This window comes from Bradyrhizobium sp. CB1015, assembly GCF_025200925.1.
Taxonomy (GTDB): Bacteria; Pseudomonadota; Alphaproteobacteria; order Rhizobiales; family Xanthobacteraceae; genus Bradyrhizobium.
In genome coordinates this window covers 6,968,198-6,985,334 of record NZ_CP104174.1, presented here as the reverse complement: position 1 = coordinate 6,985,334, position 17,137 = coordinate 6,968,198, and the positions used below count along the sequence as shown (strand labels likewise).

Sequence of the window (17,137 nt, the reverse complement as noted above, 5' to 3'; positions counted from 1 at the left end):
GCAGCGCGGGCCGTTGGTCCCTCTCGGACGAGGATCAGCTTGCAGGAAAGGTCGAACGAAATGCGTGATCTCGGTGCCGGGAGAGACCTTGTATGAACGCCGATCAACTCGCCGTTGGCACGGCGCCAACCTCGCCGAAGCAGGAGGCCGCGCCCACCTTGCGGATCCGGGCGCTGATGCTGGGCGAACGCATCAATGCGTCTGGCCTCGAGATCGGCGCGCTGGTGTCCTCGACGCCGGCCGCCTTCCGCGTCCATGCCGGCCTTGCCGTGATCTTTCGCTATGGCGTCGTCGTGCTGATCGGGCTGTTGCCGTCGGAGGAGAAGGTCCTCGTCGATAACCTGAAATCACGCGTGACCGGAGAGCTCAGCCCGTACGAGGAGGAGATCGCGCAGGCGCAGCTCTGCAACGAGGAAGCCGCGGAGACGATCCAGCCGGGCGGGCCGATCTGCCTCGCCAAATTCTCCGACGATCGGCTGCTGCTGGTCGCCGATGCGCTCGCCAAGAGCACGTCGCTGGCGCGCGACGAGCGCCGCGTCGCCGCGGTGTTCGACGTCATCGAGCCGTTTGCACGGGAGCTCGCCGAGCACGGCCGCACGCCGCGCCGGCGCAAGGGCATTCTGCAATTGATCGGCAACGCATTGCTGGTGCAGCAGCGCGTCGCCGGCCGCGTCGCGGTGGCGGAGAAACCCGACGTGCTCTGGGAGAAGCCCGAGCTCGACCGGCTCTATTCCCGGCTCGAGGACGAGTACGAGTTGAAGGAGCGCCTCGACACGCTCGAGCGCAAGCTCGCCGCGGTCTCGGAAACCGCCAACGCGCTGACCGACATCATCGACACCCAGCGCTCGCTGCGCCTGGAGATCGCGATCGTGGTGCTGATCGTGATCGAGATCGCGATGGGGGTTTTCCAGATCCTGACCGGCACTCACTGAGGCGCGGCGGCGCGCCTGTCATATTGGCCGGATTGCGCCTGCCACGCCGCGATCTCGGCGAGCTCGGCTTCGGGCCGTGTCCGGATCGTCTCGCAGCGTCCGAGATAGAGCTCGCCCGCGTCGCCCTCGATCGTGATCCACTCGCCTTCGGCAAGTGCGAGATTGCCGAGCTGGGCTTGGTTTGCGGCAGGATCGATCTTCAGCTCGCGGCAGCCGACCACGCAGGGCTTGCCCATCTGGCGCGCCACCAAGGCCGCATGCGAGGTGCGCGCGCCGACTGACGTGACGATGCCGGCGGCAAGCGCGAAGCTGGCGACGTCGGCGGTGCTGGTATCCGGACGCAGCAGGATGACCGGCTCGCCCGCTGCCGAGAGGCGCTGGGCGCTTTCGGACGAGAACGCCGCCCGTCCGATGCCGATGCCGCCGGAAGCGCCGATGCCGGTCGTCGCGAGCTTGCCGGTGGACACCAATCTGGTTTCGGCGAGCGAGCCGAGATCGATCTCCGCCAGCCGCTTCAATGCCTCGTCTTTCGAGATCAGGCCTTCATGCACGAGGTCGATCGCGATCCTGGCGGCGGCCCGCGGCGTGCGCTTGGCCGTCCGGGTCTGGAGGATCCAGAGCCTGCCGTTCTCGACCGTGAATTCGACGTCCTGGACATCGGCGAACGCGTGCTCGAGTCGCTTCAGGACATCGCCAAGCTCCGATTCGAGCTTCGGCAGCTCGCGGGCGATCGCCGCGGCCGTATCGGGCGCGCGTCGCCCGGAAACAACGTTTTCGCCCTGCGCATCGAGCACCAGGTCGATCATCGGGCGCGGCGCGCCGGTCGACGGATCGCGCGAGAAGGCCACGCCCGCGCCGGAGGCAAGACCGCCATTGCCGAACACCATCGCCTGCACGGTGACCGCGGTGCCTTCGAGCGCTTCGAGGTGCTGGAGGCTTCGATAGGTCATCGCGCGCTCGCTCATCCAGGAGCGATAGACCGCCTGGGCTGCCGCCTCCAACTGCGCGACGGCGTCCTCCAGCAGGCCATCGGCGCGATCCTCGATCAGCGACTGCTCGCGGCTGGCGAGCCGCTCGAGCGCTTCGCTGTCGAGCTCGCGGTCGCTTCCGGCGTCTTCGGCTGCGACGAGCTCGGCAATGCACGCCGCAATGGCGGCCTGATCGAGCTCGAGCACGGTCTCCCCGAAGCTCTCCAGGAAACGGCGCCGGCAATCCCAGGCGAGCCGCGGGCGGCCGGTCGCACGGATCAGGCCGTGGACGGCGTCCAGCGTGCAGCCGACATTGAGAACGGTGTCGAGCATGCCCGGCATCGATCGCGCCGCGCCTGAGCGCACCGACACCAGCAGCGGCTGGCGGCGGTCCCCGAAGCGCTTTCCGGTGGCGCTCTCCAGGAATGAGATGCCCTCCTTCAAGCCGTCGCGCAGGTGCCGCGCAGCATGCGCATGGCCGGCGATGATGTCGGCGCAGAGCTTGACCGGGAGCACGAAGGCCGGCGGCACCGGCAGGCCCAGCGCCGCCATGCGGGCGAGATTGGCGGCCTTGGCACCGATCTCTTCGGCGGGCCGCAATTCGTCGGCGTCAGCGCCGATACGCACGATATGCATTGCGATGTCCTCAAGCTGCGAGATCGATCATGATGTGACGGCGGAGCAGATGTCCGAACGCGGCGAAGCGGTCGGTGGCGCGTTCGACGGCGCGGGCGAGCTCGATCACCGACAGCGAGGTCGCGACGTCGAAGCAGCCGCAGAAGACCAGTGCGGTCGTCGCGCGTTCCCGGCTGTCAGCGGCGTGTTCGGCGTCGATCAGGCGGGTCACGGCGGACAGCGCGTCCTCTGAATCGGCGCGCCGTCCTTCCGGCACGTCGATCGCGGCGGCGACGCCGCTCGCGGCCACTTCGGTCGCGGTCTCGGCCACAGCGCAAAGCTCGACCAGTGCTGCCAGCAAGGACGGATCGGTCCATTCCGGCATCAGCGAGGCGATGAACGCGGCCTGCTCCAGCTCATCGACCGCTTCCTCGGCGCGATCGATCAATTGACCGATCAGCGGGCGGGCATTGAGGCGGTCGACCTCGTTGCGGCCCTCGAGCGCGATGCGATCGGCCTTCTGCTCGATCACGCCGCAGCGTTGCGTCAGCAGCTTGCCGTCGGCGGGCTGACCCGCCCGCAACGCGGCGATATGGCGCGAGATCGCCGCGACGAGATCGTGGCCGAGACCGATCTGACGCAGCACGGCTGCGAGCAGTGCCCCGTCGACGCGGTCGAGGTGCCGCATCAGGTCGGCTTCGATCTGGTCGCGCACCGTCCTCACCGAGCGGCCCGCAAGCAATGCCTCGGTGGAGGCGCGCAGAGACGCCTTCAGGAAATCGATCGCGGCGTTGCGGCCGGGCGCCTGGTCGAGCCGCTCGCCGAAGCCGATCCGCGTCGGGGCGGCGTTCCGGACGGCCGAGCCCAGCAGATCGTTGCCGCCGAGCTCGAGGAAGCCGCGATGGCCGATCCGTTGACGCGCCGCCCATTCCAGGATGCGGGCTGCGTCGTCCTTGGCGACCCAGGTCCTGAGCAGCTTGCGCGCCTTGTTCCAGTCGATCAGAAACACCAATGCAGCCCCGAGTGCCGCGAGGAATTCGTTGCGATCGGCGGCATGGTCGGGCTGATACTGCCCGGTGACGAGATAGAAGGAATTATCCTCGCCGAGGCCGGCTGCGGTGTGACGATCGAGCCCGCTCCAGGTCGCCTCGAAGGCGTCGAACAGCGAGATGAAGAACTTCGCCCGCGCCAGATGCACATCGGTGTAGGTGACGGTCACCGCGTTCTTCTTCACCGCGATCACCACGACATGGGCATCCGTGGTGCCGATATCGTTCTGGATCAGCAGCCGGCCGCCGGCACGTGTGGCCATGGTGTCGAGGCCCGGGTGATTGAACTTCAGACCCCGCGTCGCGTTCAGGCCCTTCATGAAGGCCGCGACGGCTGGCCGGTCCTCGCTGTGCAACCCGAAGACATGGGCGCCGTCGAGCGCTTCTTCCGAGCAGCTCGCCGCAAGCCTGTTGAGCTGCTTGTGCAGATCCATGACGAGGCGATGCAGGCTGTCGCCGGCGGCGTCGGCGACGCCGGTCAGACGCGCGATGCGGGAAAGCTCGATCTCGCCGGCGGCATCGAGCAGGCCGGCTGCGCGGATCCCCTCGAGCCGCGCCTGCGCCCTCTCGCCTTCGTGTCCCGGGCCGGCGCCGACGGCCCGCACCATGGTCGCCGCATCGTCCGCAATCTCCTGCATCAGCTTCGCAAGATCGGGGGCGGCGAGCCGGCCCTGTCCGATCAGATGCGCGCCGCCGATCAGCGCCGCGATCCCCGCGGGAGCAATGCCGGCGGTCTGGCTTTCGATGCCGAGGTCATTCGCAGGCCGACTGGGCTCCTGCGCATGTTGCGCGGCCGCCTGCAATGCGCTCATCCGCACCTTGATGCGGTCGTTGGCGGCGAGCCCTTCCGCCACCAGCGCGGGCAGCAGGATGCTGCCTTGTCCGAGCTCTTCGATGATCTGGGTTTTCATGTTCTGTCCGCAACCGGGATTGATGCCGTCTCTATGCCGCGAAGATGCGGCGGCAGCATTGCGGCAGATCATTCATAAAAATGTCACGTGACGTGGCGTCCGCGGATCAGAGCAGCGCAATGGCGCGCGATCATCCTCTCTTCGTTGGTGGGAATGACGAAGACCTCGACCATGCTGTCGTTTTTGTTGATGTGCTCGCGTGCCGCGTCGTTGCTTGCGGCATCGATGCGCACGCCCATCCAGGCGAGGCGCTCGCCGATGGCGCTGCGGATCTCCCTGGCATGCTCGCCGATGCCGCCGGTGAAGATCAGGCAGTCGAGGCCACCGAGCGTGGTCGCCATCATCGCGACCTGCTGCGCCGCACGGAAGACGAAGAGATCGAGAGCCTCACGCGCCGCAGCCTCGCGGCTCGCCAGCAACGTGCGCATGTCCGCAGAGATGCCGGAGACGCCGAAGAGGCCGGACTCGTGATAGAGCAGGTGCTGGACCTCCTCGACCGACATGTTCTCGTGTTTCTGCAGGTAGAGCAGCACGCCGGGATCGATCGCACCGCAACGCGTGCCCATCACGAGGCCGTCGAGCGGCGTCAACCCCATCGTGGTGTCGATGCTGCGGCCATCGCGCAAGGCGCAGAGGCTCGCCCCGTTGCCGAGATGTGCGATGATTGTGCGCTTTGCGGCGAGCTCCGGTGCGATCTCGGCCAGGCGTCCCGCGACATATTCGAACGAGAGGCCGTGAAAGCCGTAGCGCCTGACCCCACGCGCCTCGAATCGCCCGGGAAGCGCGAAGCGGCTCGCCGGCGGCGCGAGACCGTGATGGAAGGCGGTGTCGAAACACGCGATCTGCGTCAGCCCGGGCCGGATCGCCGCCAGCGTGCGGACCGGCGCAAGGCAGCGCGGCTGGTGCAGCGGCGCGAGCGGCGTCAAGGCCTCCAGCTTCGCAATGCTGTCGTCCGTCAGGACCACCGGGCCTGAATAATCCAGCCCGCCGTGAACGATGCGGTGGCCGACGGCCCGCAGGCTGCGTCGACCGAACCGGTCCTCGATGAAGGCGAGCACGTCGGCGAACAGATGGCCGCCGGCTGCGTCCGCCGCCTGCTTGCTTATTTCGAACAGGTCTTCGCCCGCGGGGCCCTTCACCGCCAGCCGGGGTTTTTCCTCGTGCTCGTCCAGCAGGCCCTTGCAGAGCAGGGCAGGCTCGGCCGCCGCGATATCGAACAGGCCGAACTTGATGCTCGACGATCCCGAGTTGAGGACGAGGACCGTGTCCGACATCGCTAGTCGCCGGCTTCGGTCGGCGTGTTGCCGCCGGCGCTGTTTTGCCAGACCCAATCACGGATCTCAGGCATGTCCTCACCGTGCTCGCGGACATAGCGGGAGTGTTCGGTCAGCTTGTCGCGCAATAGCTGCTTCACCTGCGCGGCCCTGGTCGCCAGTCCCGGCACGCGTTCGATGGCCTCGATCGCGAGATGGTAACGGTCGAGCTCGTTGAGCACGACCATGTCGAAGGGCGTCGTCGTGGTGCCTTCCTCGGCAAAGCCGCGCACATGCATGCCGGCATGGTTGGTGCGGTTATAGGTCAGCCGGTGAATGAGATAGGGATAGCCGTGATAGGCAAAGATGACAGGCTTGTCGCGCGTGAACAGGCTGTCGAAGTCGCGGTCGGACAGGCCGTGCGGATGCTTCTCCCTCGGCTGCAGCGTCATCAGGTCGATGACGTTGACGACGCGGATCTTCAAGTCCGGCAGCGCCTTGCGCAGGAGGTCGACGGCGGCGAGCGTCTCCAGCGTCGGCACGTCGCCGGCACAGGCCATCACCACGTCGGGCTCGCCCTTTCCGTCCTCCGTTCCCGCCCAGGTCCAGATGCCGATGCCGGCATCGCAATGCGTCGCGGCCTCCTGCATCGACAGCCATTGCGGCGCCGGCTGCTTGCCGGCGACGATCACGTTGATGCGGTTATAGGTGCGCAGGCAATGGTCGGCGATCCAGAGCAGCGTGTTGGCATCCGGCGGGAAGTAGATGCGGACGATGTCGGCCTTCTTGTTGGCGACAAGATCGACGAAACCGGGATCCTGATGGCTGAAGCCGTTGTGATCCTGGCGCCAGACATGCGAGGTCAGGAGATAATTGAGCGAGGCGATCGGACGTCGCCAAGGTAGCTCCCGCGTCACCTTCAACCATTTGGCATGCTGGTTGAACATGGAATCCACGATGTGGATGAAGGCTTCATAGCAGGAGAAGAAGCCGTGCCGTCCCGTGAGCAGGTAGCCCTCCAGCCAGCCCTGGCAGAGATGCTCGCTCAGCACCTCCATCACGCGGCCATCCTGGGCCAGGTGCACGTCGTAAGGCTCGGTCGGCTCCATCCAGACGCGCTCGGTGGCTTCGAACACGGCGTCGAGCCGGTTCGATGCCGTCTCGTCCGGGCCCATGATGCGGAAGTTGCGCGCCTCCGCGTTCAGGCGAATGACATCGCGCAGGAATTTGCCGAGCTCGCGCGTTGCTTCCGCCACGACCTCGCCGGGCTGCGGCACCTCGATCGCGAAGCTGCGGAAGTCCGGCAGCGTCAGCTCCTTCTTCAACACGCCGCCATTGGCATGTGGATTGGCGCCCATGCGCCTGATGCCTTCGGGCGCGAGCGCCTGAAGCTCGGCAATGAGCGCGCCGTTGCCATCGAACAGTTTTTCCGGCTCGTAGCTGCGCATCCAGTCTTCGAGCACCTTGAGATGCGCCGGGTTCTCGCGGCAGCCTGCGACGGGCACCTGATGGGCCCGCCAAAAACCCTCGACCTTCTTGCCGTCGACCTCCTTCGGGCCGGTCCAGCCCTTCGGGCTGCGCAGCACGATCATCGGCCAGCGCGGCCGCTCGACGCTCGTGCGACCGTCGCGGGCATGCTGCTGGATCGAGCGGATGCTGGCGAATGCGACGTCCAGCGCATCGGCCATGGCTTGGTGCATCAATTTGGGATCGTCGCCCGTGACGAACAACGGCTCGTGGCCGAACCCGCGGAAGAGGTCGCGGATCTCCGCGTCCTGCATCCGCCCGAGCACGGTGGGGCCCGCGATCTTGTAGCCGTTGAGATGCAGGATCGGCAGCACCGCCCCGTCATGGGCGGGGTTCAGGAACTTGTTGGAGTGCCAGGACGCCGCGAGCGGCCCGGTCTCGGCCTCGCCGTCGCCGACCACACAGGCGACGATCAAGTCAGGGTTGTCGAATGCCGCGCCATAGGCGTGCACCAGCGCGTAGCCGAGCTCGCCGCCTTCGTGGATGGAGCCCGGCGTTTCCGGCGCGGCGTGGCTCGGAATGCCGCCGGGGAAGGAGAACTGCCTGAACAGCTTGCGCAATCCGCCCGCGTCGCGCGCGATGTCAGGATAGATCTCGCTGTAGCTGCCTTCGAGATAGGTGTTGGCGACCATGCCGGGGCCGCCATGGCCGGGACCGCAGACATAGATCACGCTGACGTCGAGCGCGCGGATGACGCGGTTGAGATGGGCGTAGATGAAGTTCAGGCCCGGCGTCGTGCCCCAATGTCCGAGCAGACGCGGCTTGATGTGCTCGGGCCGCAGCGGCTCGCGCAGCAGCGGATTGTCGAGCAGATAGATTTGCCCGACGGAGAGGTAGTTGGCGGCGCGCCAATAGCGATCGAGCAGATCGAGGTCGCTGCTCGCTTCGGCCGTTTTTTGTTGGATTGTCATGTTCCTGCCGACCTTCACTTAGCGATCGTCACCAACCCGGTTCCGGCGCGATCGATCCGTCGGGCATGAAACGGGATGCTCGTGACGCGGGCGTTGCGTGAGGTCAAAGGCGGGCGCGCGAAGTTTGGGCAGCTCTACTTTGCATGGGGTTGTTTTCACGTTTTTTGTTTGTGTTCTTGATTTGTTCCTTTGTCATGCTATCTTGGCTGCATGAGTCCAGCATCCTCTCATGCTCTCAAGCACCCGCCGGTCACGGCGCCCTCCGAGCCGGCGGGTGCGCCTTCAGATTTCCCCGAGCTTGGCGTCGCCATCGATCGCGCGCGAAGGCGAGGGCGGGGCGCGCAGTCCAATGCCAGCGGCCGCTACGAGGCCGAGGCGCGCGTTGCCTTCGATGACGGCTGGCAGAGCCTGGACGAGCTGCCGCCGTTCAAGACGACGGTCGCCATCGACACCTCGCGCAAGGTGATCACTCGCAACGATTCCCCCGACATCGGCTTCGACCGCTCGATCAATCCGTATCGCGGCTGCGAGCACGGCTGCGTCTATTGCTTCGCGCGGCCGACCCACGCCTATCTCGGCCTGTCGCCCGGGCTCGACTTCGAGTCGAAGCTGTTCGCCAAGCCCGACGCGCCTTTGTTGCTCGAGAAGGAGCTTGCGGCCCCCGGCTACGAGCCGCGGATGATCGCGATCGGCACCAACACCGATCCCTACCAGCCGATCGAGCGCGAGCGCAAAATCATGCGCGGCATTTTGGAAGTGCTGGAGCGCACCTCGCATCCCGTCGGCATCGTCACCAAGTCGGCGCTGGTGCTCCGCGACATCGACATTCTCCAGCGGATGGCCAAGCGCAACCTCGCCAAGGTCGCGATCTCGGTCACCTCGCTCGATCCGAAGCTGGCGCGCACCATGGAGCCGCGGGCCTCGACGCCGCCGAAGCGGCTGGAGGCGCTGAAGCAGCTCTCCGAGGCCGGCATTCCCACCACGGTGATGGTCGCGCCCGTGATCCCGGCACTGAACGATTCCGAGATCGAGCGCATCCTCGATGCCGCCGCCCATGCGGGCGTCAAGGAAGCCGCCTATGTGCTGCTGCGGCTGCCGCTGGAGGTGCGCGATCTCTTCCGCGAATGGCTGATGGCGAACTATCCGGACCGCTATCGCCACGTCTTCACCCTGATCCGCGACATGCGCGGCGGGCGCGACTACGACGCCAAATGGGGCGAGCGGATGAAGGGCACGGGACCGATGGCCTGGACCATCGGCCGCCGTTTCGAGATTGCCTGCGACAGGCTCGGCCTGAACAAGCGGCGCTCCAAGCTGACAACGGACCACTTCGCGCGGCCGAAGCGGAACGGCGATCAGCTCAGCCTGTTCTGATTGGCGGCAGCCGGCCTGAATAACGGGAATATCCTGGGTTCCCGGTTGCGCTGGCGAAGCCCCCTGGCGCACGATCCCGGCCATGATTCGGGACAAGTCCGCCAAGACCCCAGCCAAAGACGCGCCCAAAAAGCAGACCGCGAACAAGGCTGCGCCTGACAAGGCGGCCAATGCGTCTGTGGCCAGGACGTCTGCAGCCAATGCTGCGAAGGTTGCCGCCGGCAAGAAAGGCATCATCGCCGTTGCTCCCCCCAGCTTCCGCCGCGAGCGCGCGCTGATCAAGCGCGGCGTCTGGCCGGTCGCGGGCTGCGACGAGGCCGGTCGTGGCCCGCTCGCCGGCCCCGTGGTGGCCGCCGCGGTGATTCTCGATCCCGACCGCATTCCGCGCGGCATCGACGATTCCAAACGCCTGACCGCCGAGGAGCGCGAAAAGCTGTTCGACAAGATCTGCGCCACCGCGCAGGTCTCGGTCGCCGTCGCGTCGCCGGCGCGAATCGACCGCGACAACATCCTGCGCGCCTCGCTGTGGGCGCTGAAGCGCGCCGTGGTGGCCCTGCCCGAGGCACCCAGGCACGTCTTCGTCGACGGCCGCGACCGGCTCGACACCGCGTGCGATTGCGAGGCCGTGATCGGCGGCGACGGCATCGTGCTCTCGATCGCCGCGGCGTCCATCGTCGCCAAGGTCACCCGCGACCGGCTGATGTGCGCGCTGGCGCAGGACTGCCCGGGCTACGGCTTCGAGCAGCACAAGGGCTACGCCGTCCCCGAGCATCTCGACGCGCTCGATCGTCTCGGCCCCTCCATCCACCACCGCAGCTTCTTCGCCCCAGTCGCCGCCGCCCGCGCCAAGCACATGCCCTGGACCGTCGATCCGGTGCAGGATCTGTTCTCGGTCACCGAGGTCGAGGTGCAGGTGGAGGCGAGCGTCGAGATCGACGCGTCGGCAGGACTCTAGGATTTCTCTTTCGGCAGCGCCCTTCGCCTCTCCCCGCTCTCGGGGAGAGGCCGGAATGCATCGTAGATGCATTCCGGGTGAGGGGACTCTCCGCGAGTCCAACTGCTACCGTGCTTGCGGATGCAGCCCCTCACCCCGGCCCTCTCCCGTTAAGAACGGGGAGAGGGAGCAAAGCGTCGTTGCCACGACGCGCAGCGCCGATTATCAAAACAGACGTGAGCGAATAGGGCCGGCTGGACGGGTTGGCTGCACCTTCGGACGTTGCATGCGGTTTACCTCCCTGGTCATCGAGCTCATTCGCGCCCGGCCGCGGCTGATCGTGTGGATTGCCGTGCTGCTCCAGGCCGCGATGTGGCTGTTCGTGGCGCTGGTGTTCTACCGCAGCCCGCCCGGCACACTCGCGACCCTCCTGGCCTTCGGCAGGGAATACCGGGTCGGCACCGATCTCGGCCCGCCGCTGCCGGTCTGGCTCGCCGACATCGCCTATCGCGCCGCCGGCGGCCACATGCTCGGCGTCTATGTGCTCGCCGAGCTCTGCGAGATCGCGACCTTCATCGCGCTCTATCATCTCTCCCGCGCCGTGGTCGGCTCGCAGCAGGCGGTGCTCGCCGTGCTCCTGACCATGACGGTGCTGGCGTTCTCCTCCTCGGCGCTGGACTTCGGGCCGCTGATCCTGGCGCGGCCGCTCTGGGCGCTCTTGCTGCTGCACTCCTGGCAGATCATCGGCCAGCGTCGCGGCAATGCCTGGTTCGCCTGGTCGATCGAAGCCGGCCTCCTGCTGCTGACGACGCCCGCCGCGATCTTCCTGCTGCTGCTGATCGTCGTCTTCGCGGTCTCGACCGCCGGCGGCCGCCAGACGCTGCGCGGGCTCGATCCGCTGTTCGCGCTGATCGTCGTCGCGGTGCTGGCGCTGCCCTATGCGGTCTGGCTGATGCGTGCCGAGACGTTGACGTTGCCGACCTTGCCGCAAGTGGCCGAGCTCAACGCCCGCGCGCTGCATGCGGCCTGGCTGCTCGGCGGGCTGGTGCTCGGCGCGGCTGCAATCCCGGCGCTGACCTTTCTCAACACCGGAATGGTCGCCGGCAAGGGCGAGGAGCCGCCGATCATCTACCGCCCGCCGGTCGAGCCGCTTGCGCGCAACTTCGTCGATTTCTTCGCGCTCGCTCTGCCGCTCGGCGCGGTGCTGATCTCCGGGCTGCTGGGGCTCGATTCCGTGGTCGGCGGCCCCGGCGTCGTGCTGATCATGTCGGGGCTTGCCGTGATCGTCGCGGCCGGCGATCTCATTGCGATGCGCCGCGCGCGGATGCTGCGGATGGTCTGGGCCGCCGCCGTCGCCGCGCCCGCCGCCGGCGTGGTGCTCGCCGTCCTGTTCCTGCCCTGGACGGGCGCCAACGAAATTGCGACCTCGATGCCGGCGGGCGCGATCTCGGACTTCTTCGACGAGAGCTTCGCCCGCCGCACCAACCATCGCCTGCGCGCCGTCGCCGGCGAGACCCAGCTCGCCAGCCTGATCGCGCTGCATTCCGGCCGGCCGCATCTGTTCATCGACGCCGAGCCCGCGCGTACGCCGTGGATGAACCAGACCAAGTTCAGCGAGACCGGCGGCGTCGTGGTCTGGCGCGCCTCCGATACCGCCGGCACCCCGCCGCCGGAGATCCTCAAGCGCTTCCCCGGCATCGTGCCGGAAGTGCCGCGCGCCTTCGAATGGCTGGTGACCGGCCGCCAGCAGCTCCTGCGCATCGGCTGGGCCATCGTGCGGCCGAAGGGGGCGTAGGTCTCGTGCCCCGGACGCAGCGCAGCGCCCCCGGCGATGCGAAGCATCGTCCGGTGCGGTGCGCTGCAGAGCCGGGCCCCATCTCGCCCCATCGTACTATTTTGCGCTCTGGATCCCGGCTCTGCGGGGCGTCACTGCGTGCCGCACCGCGTCCGGGACACGAGAGCATCAACCCGCCAGCGCCTTCGCGATCGATCGCAGGTCCTGCCAGGCCAGCCGCTTGTAGGACGGCGAGCGCAAGAGATAGGCCGGGTGAAACGTCGGCAGCGCGCGGATCACCCGCTGGCCGGTGTCGTAGTCGAACCAGCGCCCGCGCGTGCGCATGATGCCTTCGCGCGTTCCCAGCAGCGTCTGTGTCGAAGGATTGCCGAGCGTCACCAGCACGTCGGGGTTCACCAGCTCGATCTGGCGCTGGATGAACGGCAGGCAGATTTGCGTCTCCTGCGGCGTCGGCGTGCGGTTGCCGGGCGGCCGCCAGGGAATGACGTTGGCGATGTACGCTGTGCTGCGGTTGAGGCCGATGGCTCCTATCATCAGATCGAGCAGCTTGCCGCTGCGCCCGACGAAGGGCAGTCCCTCGATGTCCTCGTCGCGGCCCGGCGCCTCGCCGACGAACATGATGCGCGCCTGCGGGTTGCCGTCGGCGAACACCAGCCGCGTCGCCGTGTGCTTCAGCGCGCAGCCCTCGAAATTCTGCATCAGCTCGCGCAGCGCCTCGAGGGTCGGCGCGGTGCGCGCGGCCTCGCGCGCCGAGGCGATGGCGACCTCCGGCGCAGGCGCGGCTTCGCCCCGCATGACCGCGGGCGCGGCGACCGGCCGCGGCGCCTCGGTCGGCGGGGCCGCGCGCGGGCTGGGTGGCGGCGCATCGATTTCCGCCAGGCGGTCTATCGGTTCCTCCGCAAGCGCGCAGTCGACACCGGCCTCCAGATAGAAGGCGAGCAGCTCTCGGACGGTGGGTGCGGGTTCGGGGATCATGGGAAAGTCTGACTTTTATATCACCTTGGACGGCCTTGCATCCCGGCGGAACGAGATTCCGAGGTTGTCCTACCCGGAAAAATCGGAAACAAGAGGGCGCAAACGACCAAGGACCGTCTCAAGGGCTGAGATCAGATGAGCACCGAAGAACTTCCCCCGCGCGAATCCATGGAATTCGACGTCGTCATCGTCGGCGCCGGCCCCTCGGGTCTGGCGGCCGCGATCCGGCTGAAGCAGCTCAACGCTGATCTCAACGTCGTCGTGGTGGAGAAGGGCTCCGAGGTTGGCGCGCACATCCTCTCGGGCGCCGTGATCGATCCCGCGGGCCTCGACAAGCTGATCCCGGACTGGCGCGAGGATGCCGACTGCCCGCTGAAAACGCAGGTCAAGGACGACCGCTTCTACTGGATGACCGGCGGCGGCGCGATCAAGCTGCCGAATTTCATGATGCCGCCGCTGATGGACAATCATCACTGCTACATCGGCTCGCTCGGCAATGTCTGCCGCTGGCTGGCGCGCAAGGCCGAGGCGCTCGGCGTCGAGATCTATCCGGGCTTTGCGGCGGCCGAGGTGCTCTATGACGAGGAGGGCAAGGTCAAGGGCATCGCCACCGGCGACATGGGCATCGGCCGCGACGGCAAGCCAAAGGATTCCTTCACCCGCGGCATGGAATTGCTCGGCAAGTACACGCTGTTCGCCGAAGGCGCCCGAGGCAGCCTGACCAAGCAGCTCATCAACAAATTCGTCCTGGACGCCAAGAGCGAGCCGCCGAAGTTCGGCATCGGCCTCAAGGAGGTCTGGCAGATCGATCCCGCCAAGCACCAGAAGGGCTTGATCCAGCATTCATTCGGCTGGCCGCTCGACATGAAGACCGGGGGCGGCTCGTTCCTCTATCATTATGACGACAATCTCGTCGCCGTCGGCTTCGTCGTGCATCTGAACTACGACGATCCCTATCTATCCCCGTTCGACGAATTCCAGCGTTTCAAGACCCACCCCTCGATCCGCGGCACCTTCGAAGGCGCCAAGCGGCTCGCTTACGGCGCGCGTGCGATCACCGAGGGCGGCTATCAGTCGGTGCCGAAGCTGAGCTTCCCCGGCGGCGCGCTGATCGGCTGCGCGGCCGGCTTCGTCAACGTGCCGCGCATCAAGGGCGTGCACAATGCGATGGGCACCGGCATGCTGGCTGCCGAACATGTTGCGGCCGCGCTCGCCGCCGACCGCGCCAATGACGAGCTGGTCGAATATGAGAACGCCTGGCGCTCCTCGTCGGTCGGCAAGGACCTGTTCCTGGTTCGCAACGTCAAGCCGCTGTGGTCGAAGTTCGGCACCGTGCTCGGCGTCGCGCTGGGCGGCTTCGACATGTGGTGCAATACGCTGTTCGGCGCCTCACTGTTTGGCACGCAGTCGCACGTCAAGCCCGACCGCGCCACGCTCGATCCGGCCAAGAGCCACGCGCCCAGGAACTACCCGAAGCCGGACGGCAAGATCACGTTCGACAAGCTGTCCTCGGTGTTTTTGTCCAACACCAATCACGAGGAGGACCAGCCGATCCATCTGAAGGTCACCGACATGAACCTCCAGAAGAGCTCCGAGCACGACGTCTATGCCGGCCCCTCGAATCGCTATTGCCCGGCTGGTGTCTATGAATGGATCGAGGAGGGCTCCGGTCCGCGCTTCCAGATCAACGCCCAGAACTGCGTCCACTGCAAGACCTGCGACGTGAAGGATCCCAACGGCAACATCACCTGGGTTGCCCCGGAGGGCGGCGGCGGCCCGAACTACGAGGCGATGTGAGGGGCGCATCGCACGGTGACCAGGCGCACGTTCCCGTGAGGACGAGGCTGCGGCGACCCGCCGCGGCCACGATAAGGCCATAGTGGCGGCGTCTTGGGCTGCTCCTGATCGAACTTGGCCGATTTGGGGGCGTGCGGAGGGGAGCGGCCGGTCCGAATCCTTGCGGCGAAGCGCCAAAAGCGGCATTGTCGGCCTGACGGTTCCGGGTCCGGATGTCACCGGCCGCATTCGCATGCGATACGGCCTTCTGCTGCAAACCCAGGCACCACCAACTCAAGGCGAGCCCTGATGTTTTCAAATCGTTTCAACCGCTGGACTGCTGCCGCCATCGCCCTCATGGGCACTGCGATCGCGACGGTCCCCGGCGCGGTCCTGGCGCAGACGCCGGATCATCCGGAGAACACGGCGGCGCAGTTTCCGACGCGAAACGATCTGAAGTCGCTCACCGGCGCCGGCAGCTATCTCGCCGCCCGCCACGCCAGCGTCGAGCGCGACGCGGCCTCGGCCGCCGCATTCTACCGTTCGGCGCTCCGCACCGATCCCAAGAACAACGAGCTGCTCGACCGTGCCTTCATCTCGTCGGTCGCCGACGGCGACATCGACGAGGCGGTCAAGCTCGCCGAGCGCATCCTCACCATCGACAAGACCAACCGCGTCGCGCGTCTCGTCGTTGGCGTGCACGATCTCAAGCTGAAGAAGTACGTCGCGGCGCAGACCAACATCAACCAGTCGATCCGCGGTCCCATCACCGATCTCGTCGCCACGCTGCTTTCGGGCTGGGCCGCCTATGGTGCGGGCGATGCCAAGGGCGGTGTCGCCACGATCGACAAGCTGGCTGGTCCGGAATGGTATCCGCTGTTCAAGGACCTCCACACCGGCATGATCCTGGAGCTCTCCGGCAAGGAGAAGGACGCCGGCACCCGCTTCGAGCGCGCCTACAAGCTCGACGATTCCATGCTGCGCGTGACCGAGGCCTATGCGCGCTGGCTGTCGCGCAACAAGGATTCCGCCGCGGCCACCAATGTCTACCAGGCCTTCGACAAGAAGCTCGCACGCCATCCGCTGATCCAGGAAGGCCTGCGCGAGACCAAGGCCGGCAAGAAGATGCCGCCGCTGGTCGATTCCGCGCAAGGAGGCGCCGCCGAGGCGCTCTACGGCATCGGCGCGACGCTGACCCGCCGCGGCGGCGAGGATCTGGCGCTGGTCTATCTCCAGCTCTCGCTCTACCTGCAGCCGAGCCATCCGCTGGCGCTGCTCTCGCTTGCCGATCTCTATGAATCGGTGAAGCGGCCGCAGATGGCGATCAAGGTCTATGAGCGCGTGCCCGCGGCCTCGCCGCTCAAGCGTAACGCGCAGATCCAGCTCGCCATCGATCTCGATTCCGCCGACCGCACCGACGACGCGATCAAGATCCTCAAGGGCGTCACGACGGAGGATGCCAAGGACCTCGAAGCCATCATGGCGCTCGGCAATATCGAGCGCGGCCGCAAGCGGTTCGGCGATTGCGGCGCGACCTATTCGAAAGGCATCGACGTGCTGCCGGCCGGCAACGACAAGGCCAACAGCGTCTGGTATTATTATCGCGGTATCTGCGAGGAGCGCTCCAAGCAGTGGGCCAAGGCCGAAGCCGACATGAAGAAGGCGCTCGAGCTGCAGCCCGACCAGCCGCACGTCCTCAACTATCTCGGCTATTCCTGGATCGACCAGGGCGTGAATCTCGACGAAGGCATGAAGATGATCAAGCGTGCCGTCGAGCAGCGTCCCGACGACGGCTATATCGTCGACTCCCTCGGCTGGGCCTATTACCGCATCGGCAATTACGAGGAGGCGGTGAAGAACCTCGAGCGCGCGATCGATCTCAAGCCCGAGGATCCCACCATCAACGACCACCTCGGCGATGCCTATTGGCGCGTCGGCCGCACGCTGGAGGCAAAATTCCAGTGGTCGCATGCGCGCGATCTCAAGCCCGAGCCGGAAGAGCTGCCGAAGATCGAGGCCAAGATCGCCAATGGTTTGACCGAGGACAATTCGAACTCTTCTGCGGCGCAGGCCGAGAAGAAGAAGGACGACGGCAAGGGCGGTTGAGAGAGCGTTTG

At 66.7% G+C, this 17,137-nt stretch carries 11 protein-coding genes; 6 read left to right on the top strand and 5 right to left on the bottom strand.

Translation table 11 applies throughout. From position 1 onward, the window contains the following. The first annotated feature begins 92 nt into the window (after nt 1-92). Complete coding sequence (locus tag N2604_RS32780) at nt 93-932, top strand: RMD1 family protein (protein WP_260372105.1); 840 nt, start codon at nt 93-95, stop codon at nt 930-932. Here the strand turns inward: N2604_RS32780 and N2604_RS32775 are convergent. The 4 genes from N2604_RS32775 to N2604_RS32760 all read right to left on the bottom strand — a co-directional run bounded on the left by N2604_RS32775 (nt 926) and on the right by N2604_RS32760 (nt 8,166). Then, entirely contained in the window at nt 926-2,536 is a 1,611-nt protein-coding gene (locus N2604_RS32775) for a PEP/pyruvate-binding domain-containing protein (RefSeq protein WP_260372104.1), read from the bottom strand. The two genes, N2604_RS32780 and N2604_RS32775, sit on opposite strands and share 7 nt — an antisense overlap. A gap of 10 nt (nt 2,537-2,546) precedes the next feature. Further along, nucleotides 2,547-4,475 carry a hypothetical protein gene (locus tag N2604_RS32770; protein ID WP_260372103.1) on the bottom strand — a complete coding sequence of 643 codons (1,929 nt, stop codon included), beginning with the start codon at nt 4,473-4,475 and terminating at the stop codon, nt 2,547-2,549. A gap of 83 nt (nt 4,476-4,558) precedes the next feature. Next, nucleotides 4,559-5,749 (bottom strand): acetate/propionate family kinase, encoded by a 1,191-nt coding sequence (locus tag N2604_RS32765; RefSeq protein ID WP_260372102.1) that lies wholly within the window; start codon nt 5,747-5,749, stop codon nt 4,559-4,561. A gap of 2 nt (nt 5,750-5,751) precedes the next feature. Further along, nucleotides 5,752-8,166, bottom strand: coding sequence for a phosphoketolase (locus tag N2604_RS32760; RefSeq protein WP_260372101.1), 2,415 nt, complete (start codon nt 8,164-8,166; stop codon nt 5,752-5,754). A gap of 210 nt (nt 8,167-8,376) precedes the next feature. Here N2604_RS32760 and N2604_RS32755 point away from each other — a divergent pair, with 210 nt between their 5' ends. The 3 genes from N2604_RS32755 (at nt 8,377) to N2604_RS32745 (ending at nt 12,269) form a co-directional block, all read left to right on the top strand. Beyond that, on the top strand, nt 8,377-9,540 hold the full coding sequence (locus N2604_RS32755; RefSeq protein WP_260372100.1) for a PA0069 family radical SAM protein: 1,164 nt from the start codon (nt 8,377-8,379) through the stop codon (nt 9,538-9,540). Nucleotides 9,541-9,622: 82 nt separating this feature from the next. Next, nucleotides 9,623-10,495: a ribonuclease HII gene (locus N2604_RS32750; RefSeq protein ID WP_260372099.1), complete on the top strand. Its 873-nt coding sequence runs from the start codon at nt 9,623-9,625 to the stop codon at nt 10,493-10,495. Between the two features lie 265 nt (nt 10,496-10,760). Further along, nucleotides 10,761-12,269 (top strand): glycosyltransferase family 39 protein, encoded by a 1,509-nt coding sequence (locus N2604_RS32745; RefSeq protein ID WP_260372098.1) that lies wholly within the window; start codon nt 10,761-10,763, stop codon nt 12,267-12,269. Nucleotides 12,270-12,437: 168 nt separating this feature from the next. On the opposite strand, the gene N2604_RS32740 is transcribed toward N2604_RS32745, so the two are convergent. Beyond that, complete coding sequence (locus N2604_RS32740; RefSeq protein ID WP_260372097.1) at nt 12,438-13,244, bottom strand: uracil-DNA glycosylase family protein; 807 nt, start codon at nt 13,242-13,244, stop codon at nt 12,438-12,440. 135 nt (nt 13,245-13,379) lie between these two features. Here N2604_RS32740 and N2604_RS32735 point away from each other — a divergent pair, with 135 nt between their 5' ends. Together N2604_RS32735 and N2604_RS32730 are read left to right on the top strand one after the other, a co-directional pair. Then, nucleotides 13,380-15,041 carry an electron transfer flavoprotein-ubiquinone oxidoreductase gene (locus N2604_RS32735; protein WP_260372096.1) on the top strand — a complete coding sequence of 554 codons (1,662 nt, stop codon included), beginning with the start codon at nt 13,380-13,382 and terminating at the stop codon, nt 15,039-15,041. Between the two features lie 288 nt (nt 15,042-15,329). Then, nucleotides 15,330-17,126 carry a tetratricopeptide repeat protein gene (locus tag N2604_RS32730; protein WP_260372095.1) on the top strand — a complete coding sequence of 599 codons (1,797 nt, stop codon included), beginning with the start codon at nt 15,330-15,332 and terminating at the stop codon, nt 17,124-17,126. Nucleotides 17,127-17,137 lie beyond the last annotated feature (11 nt).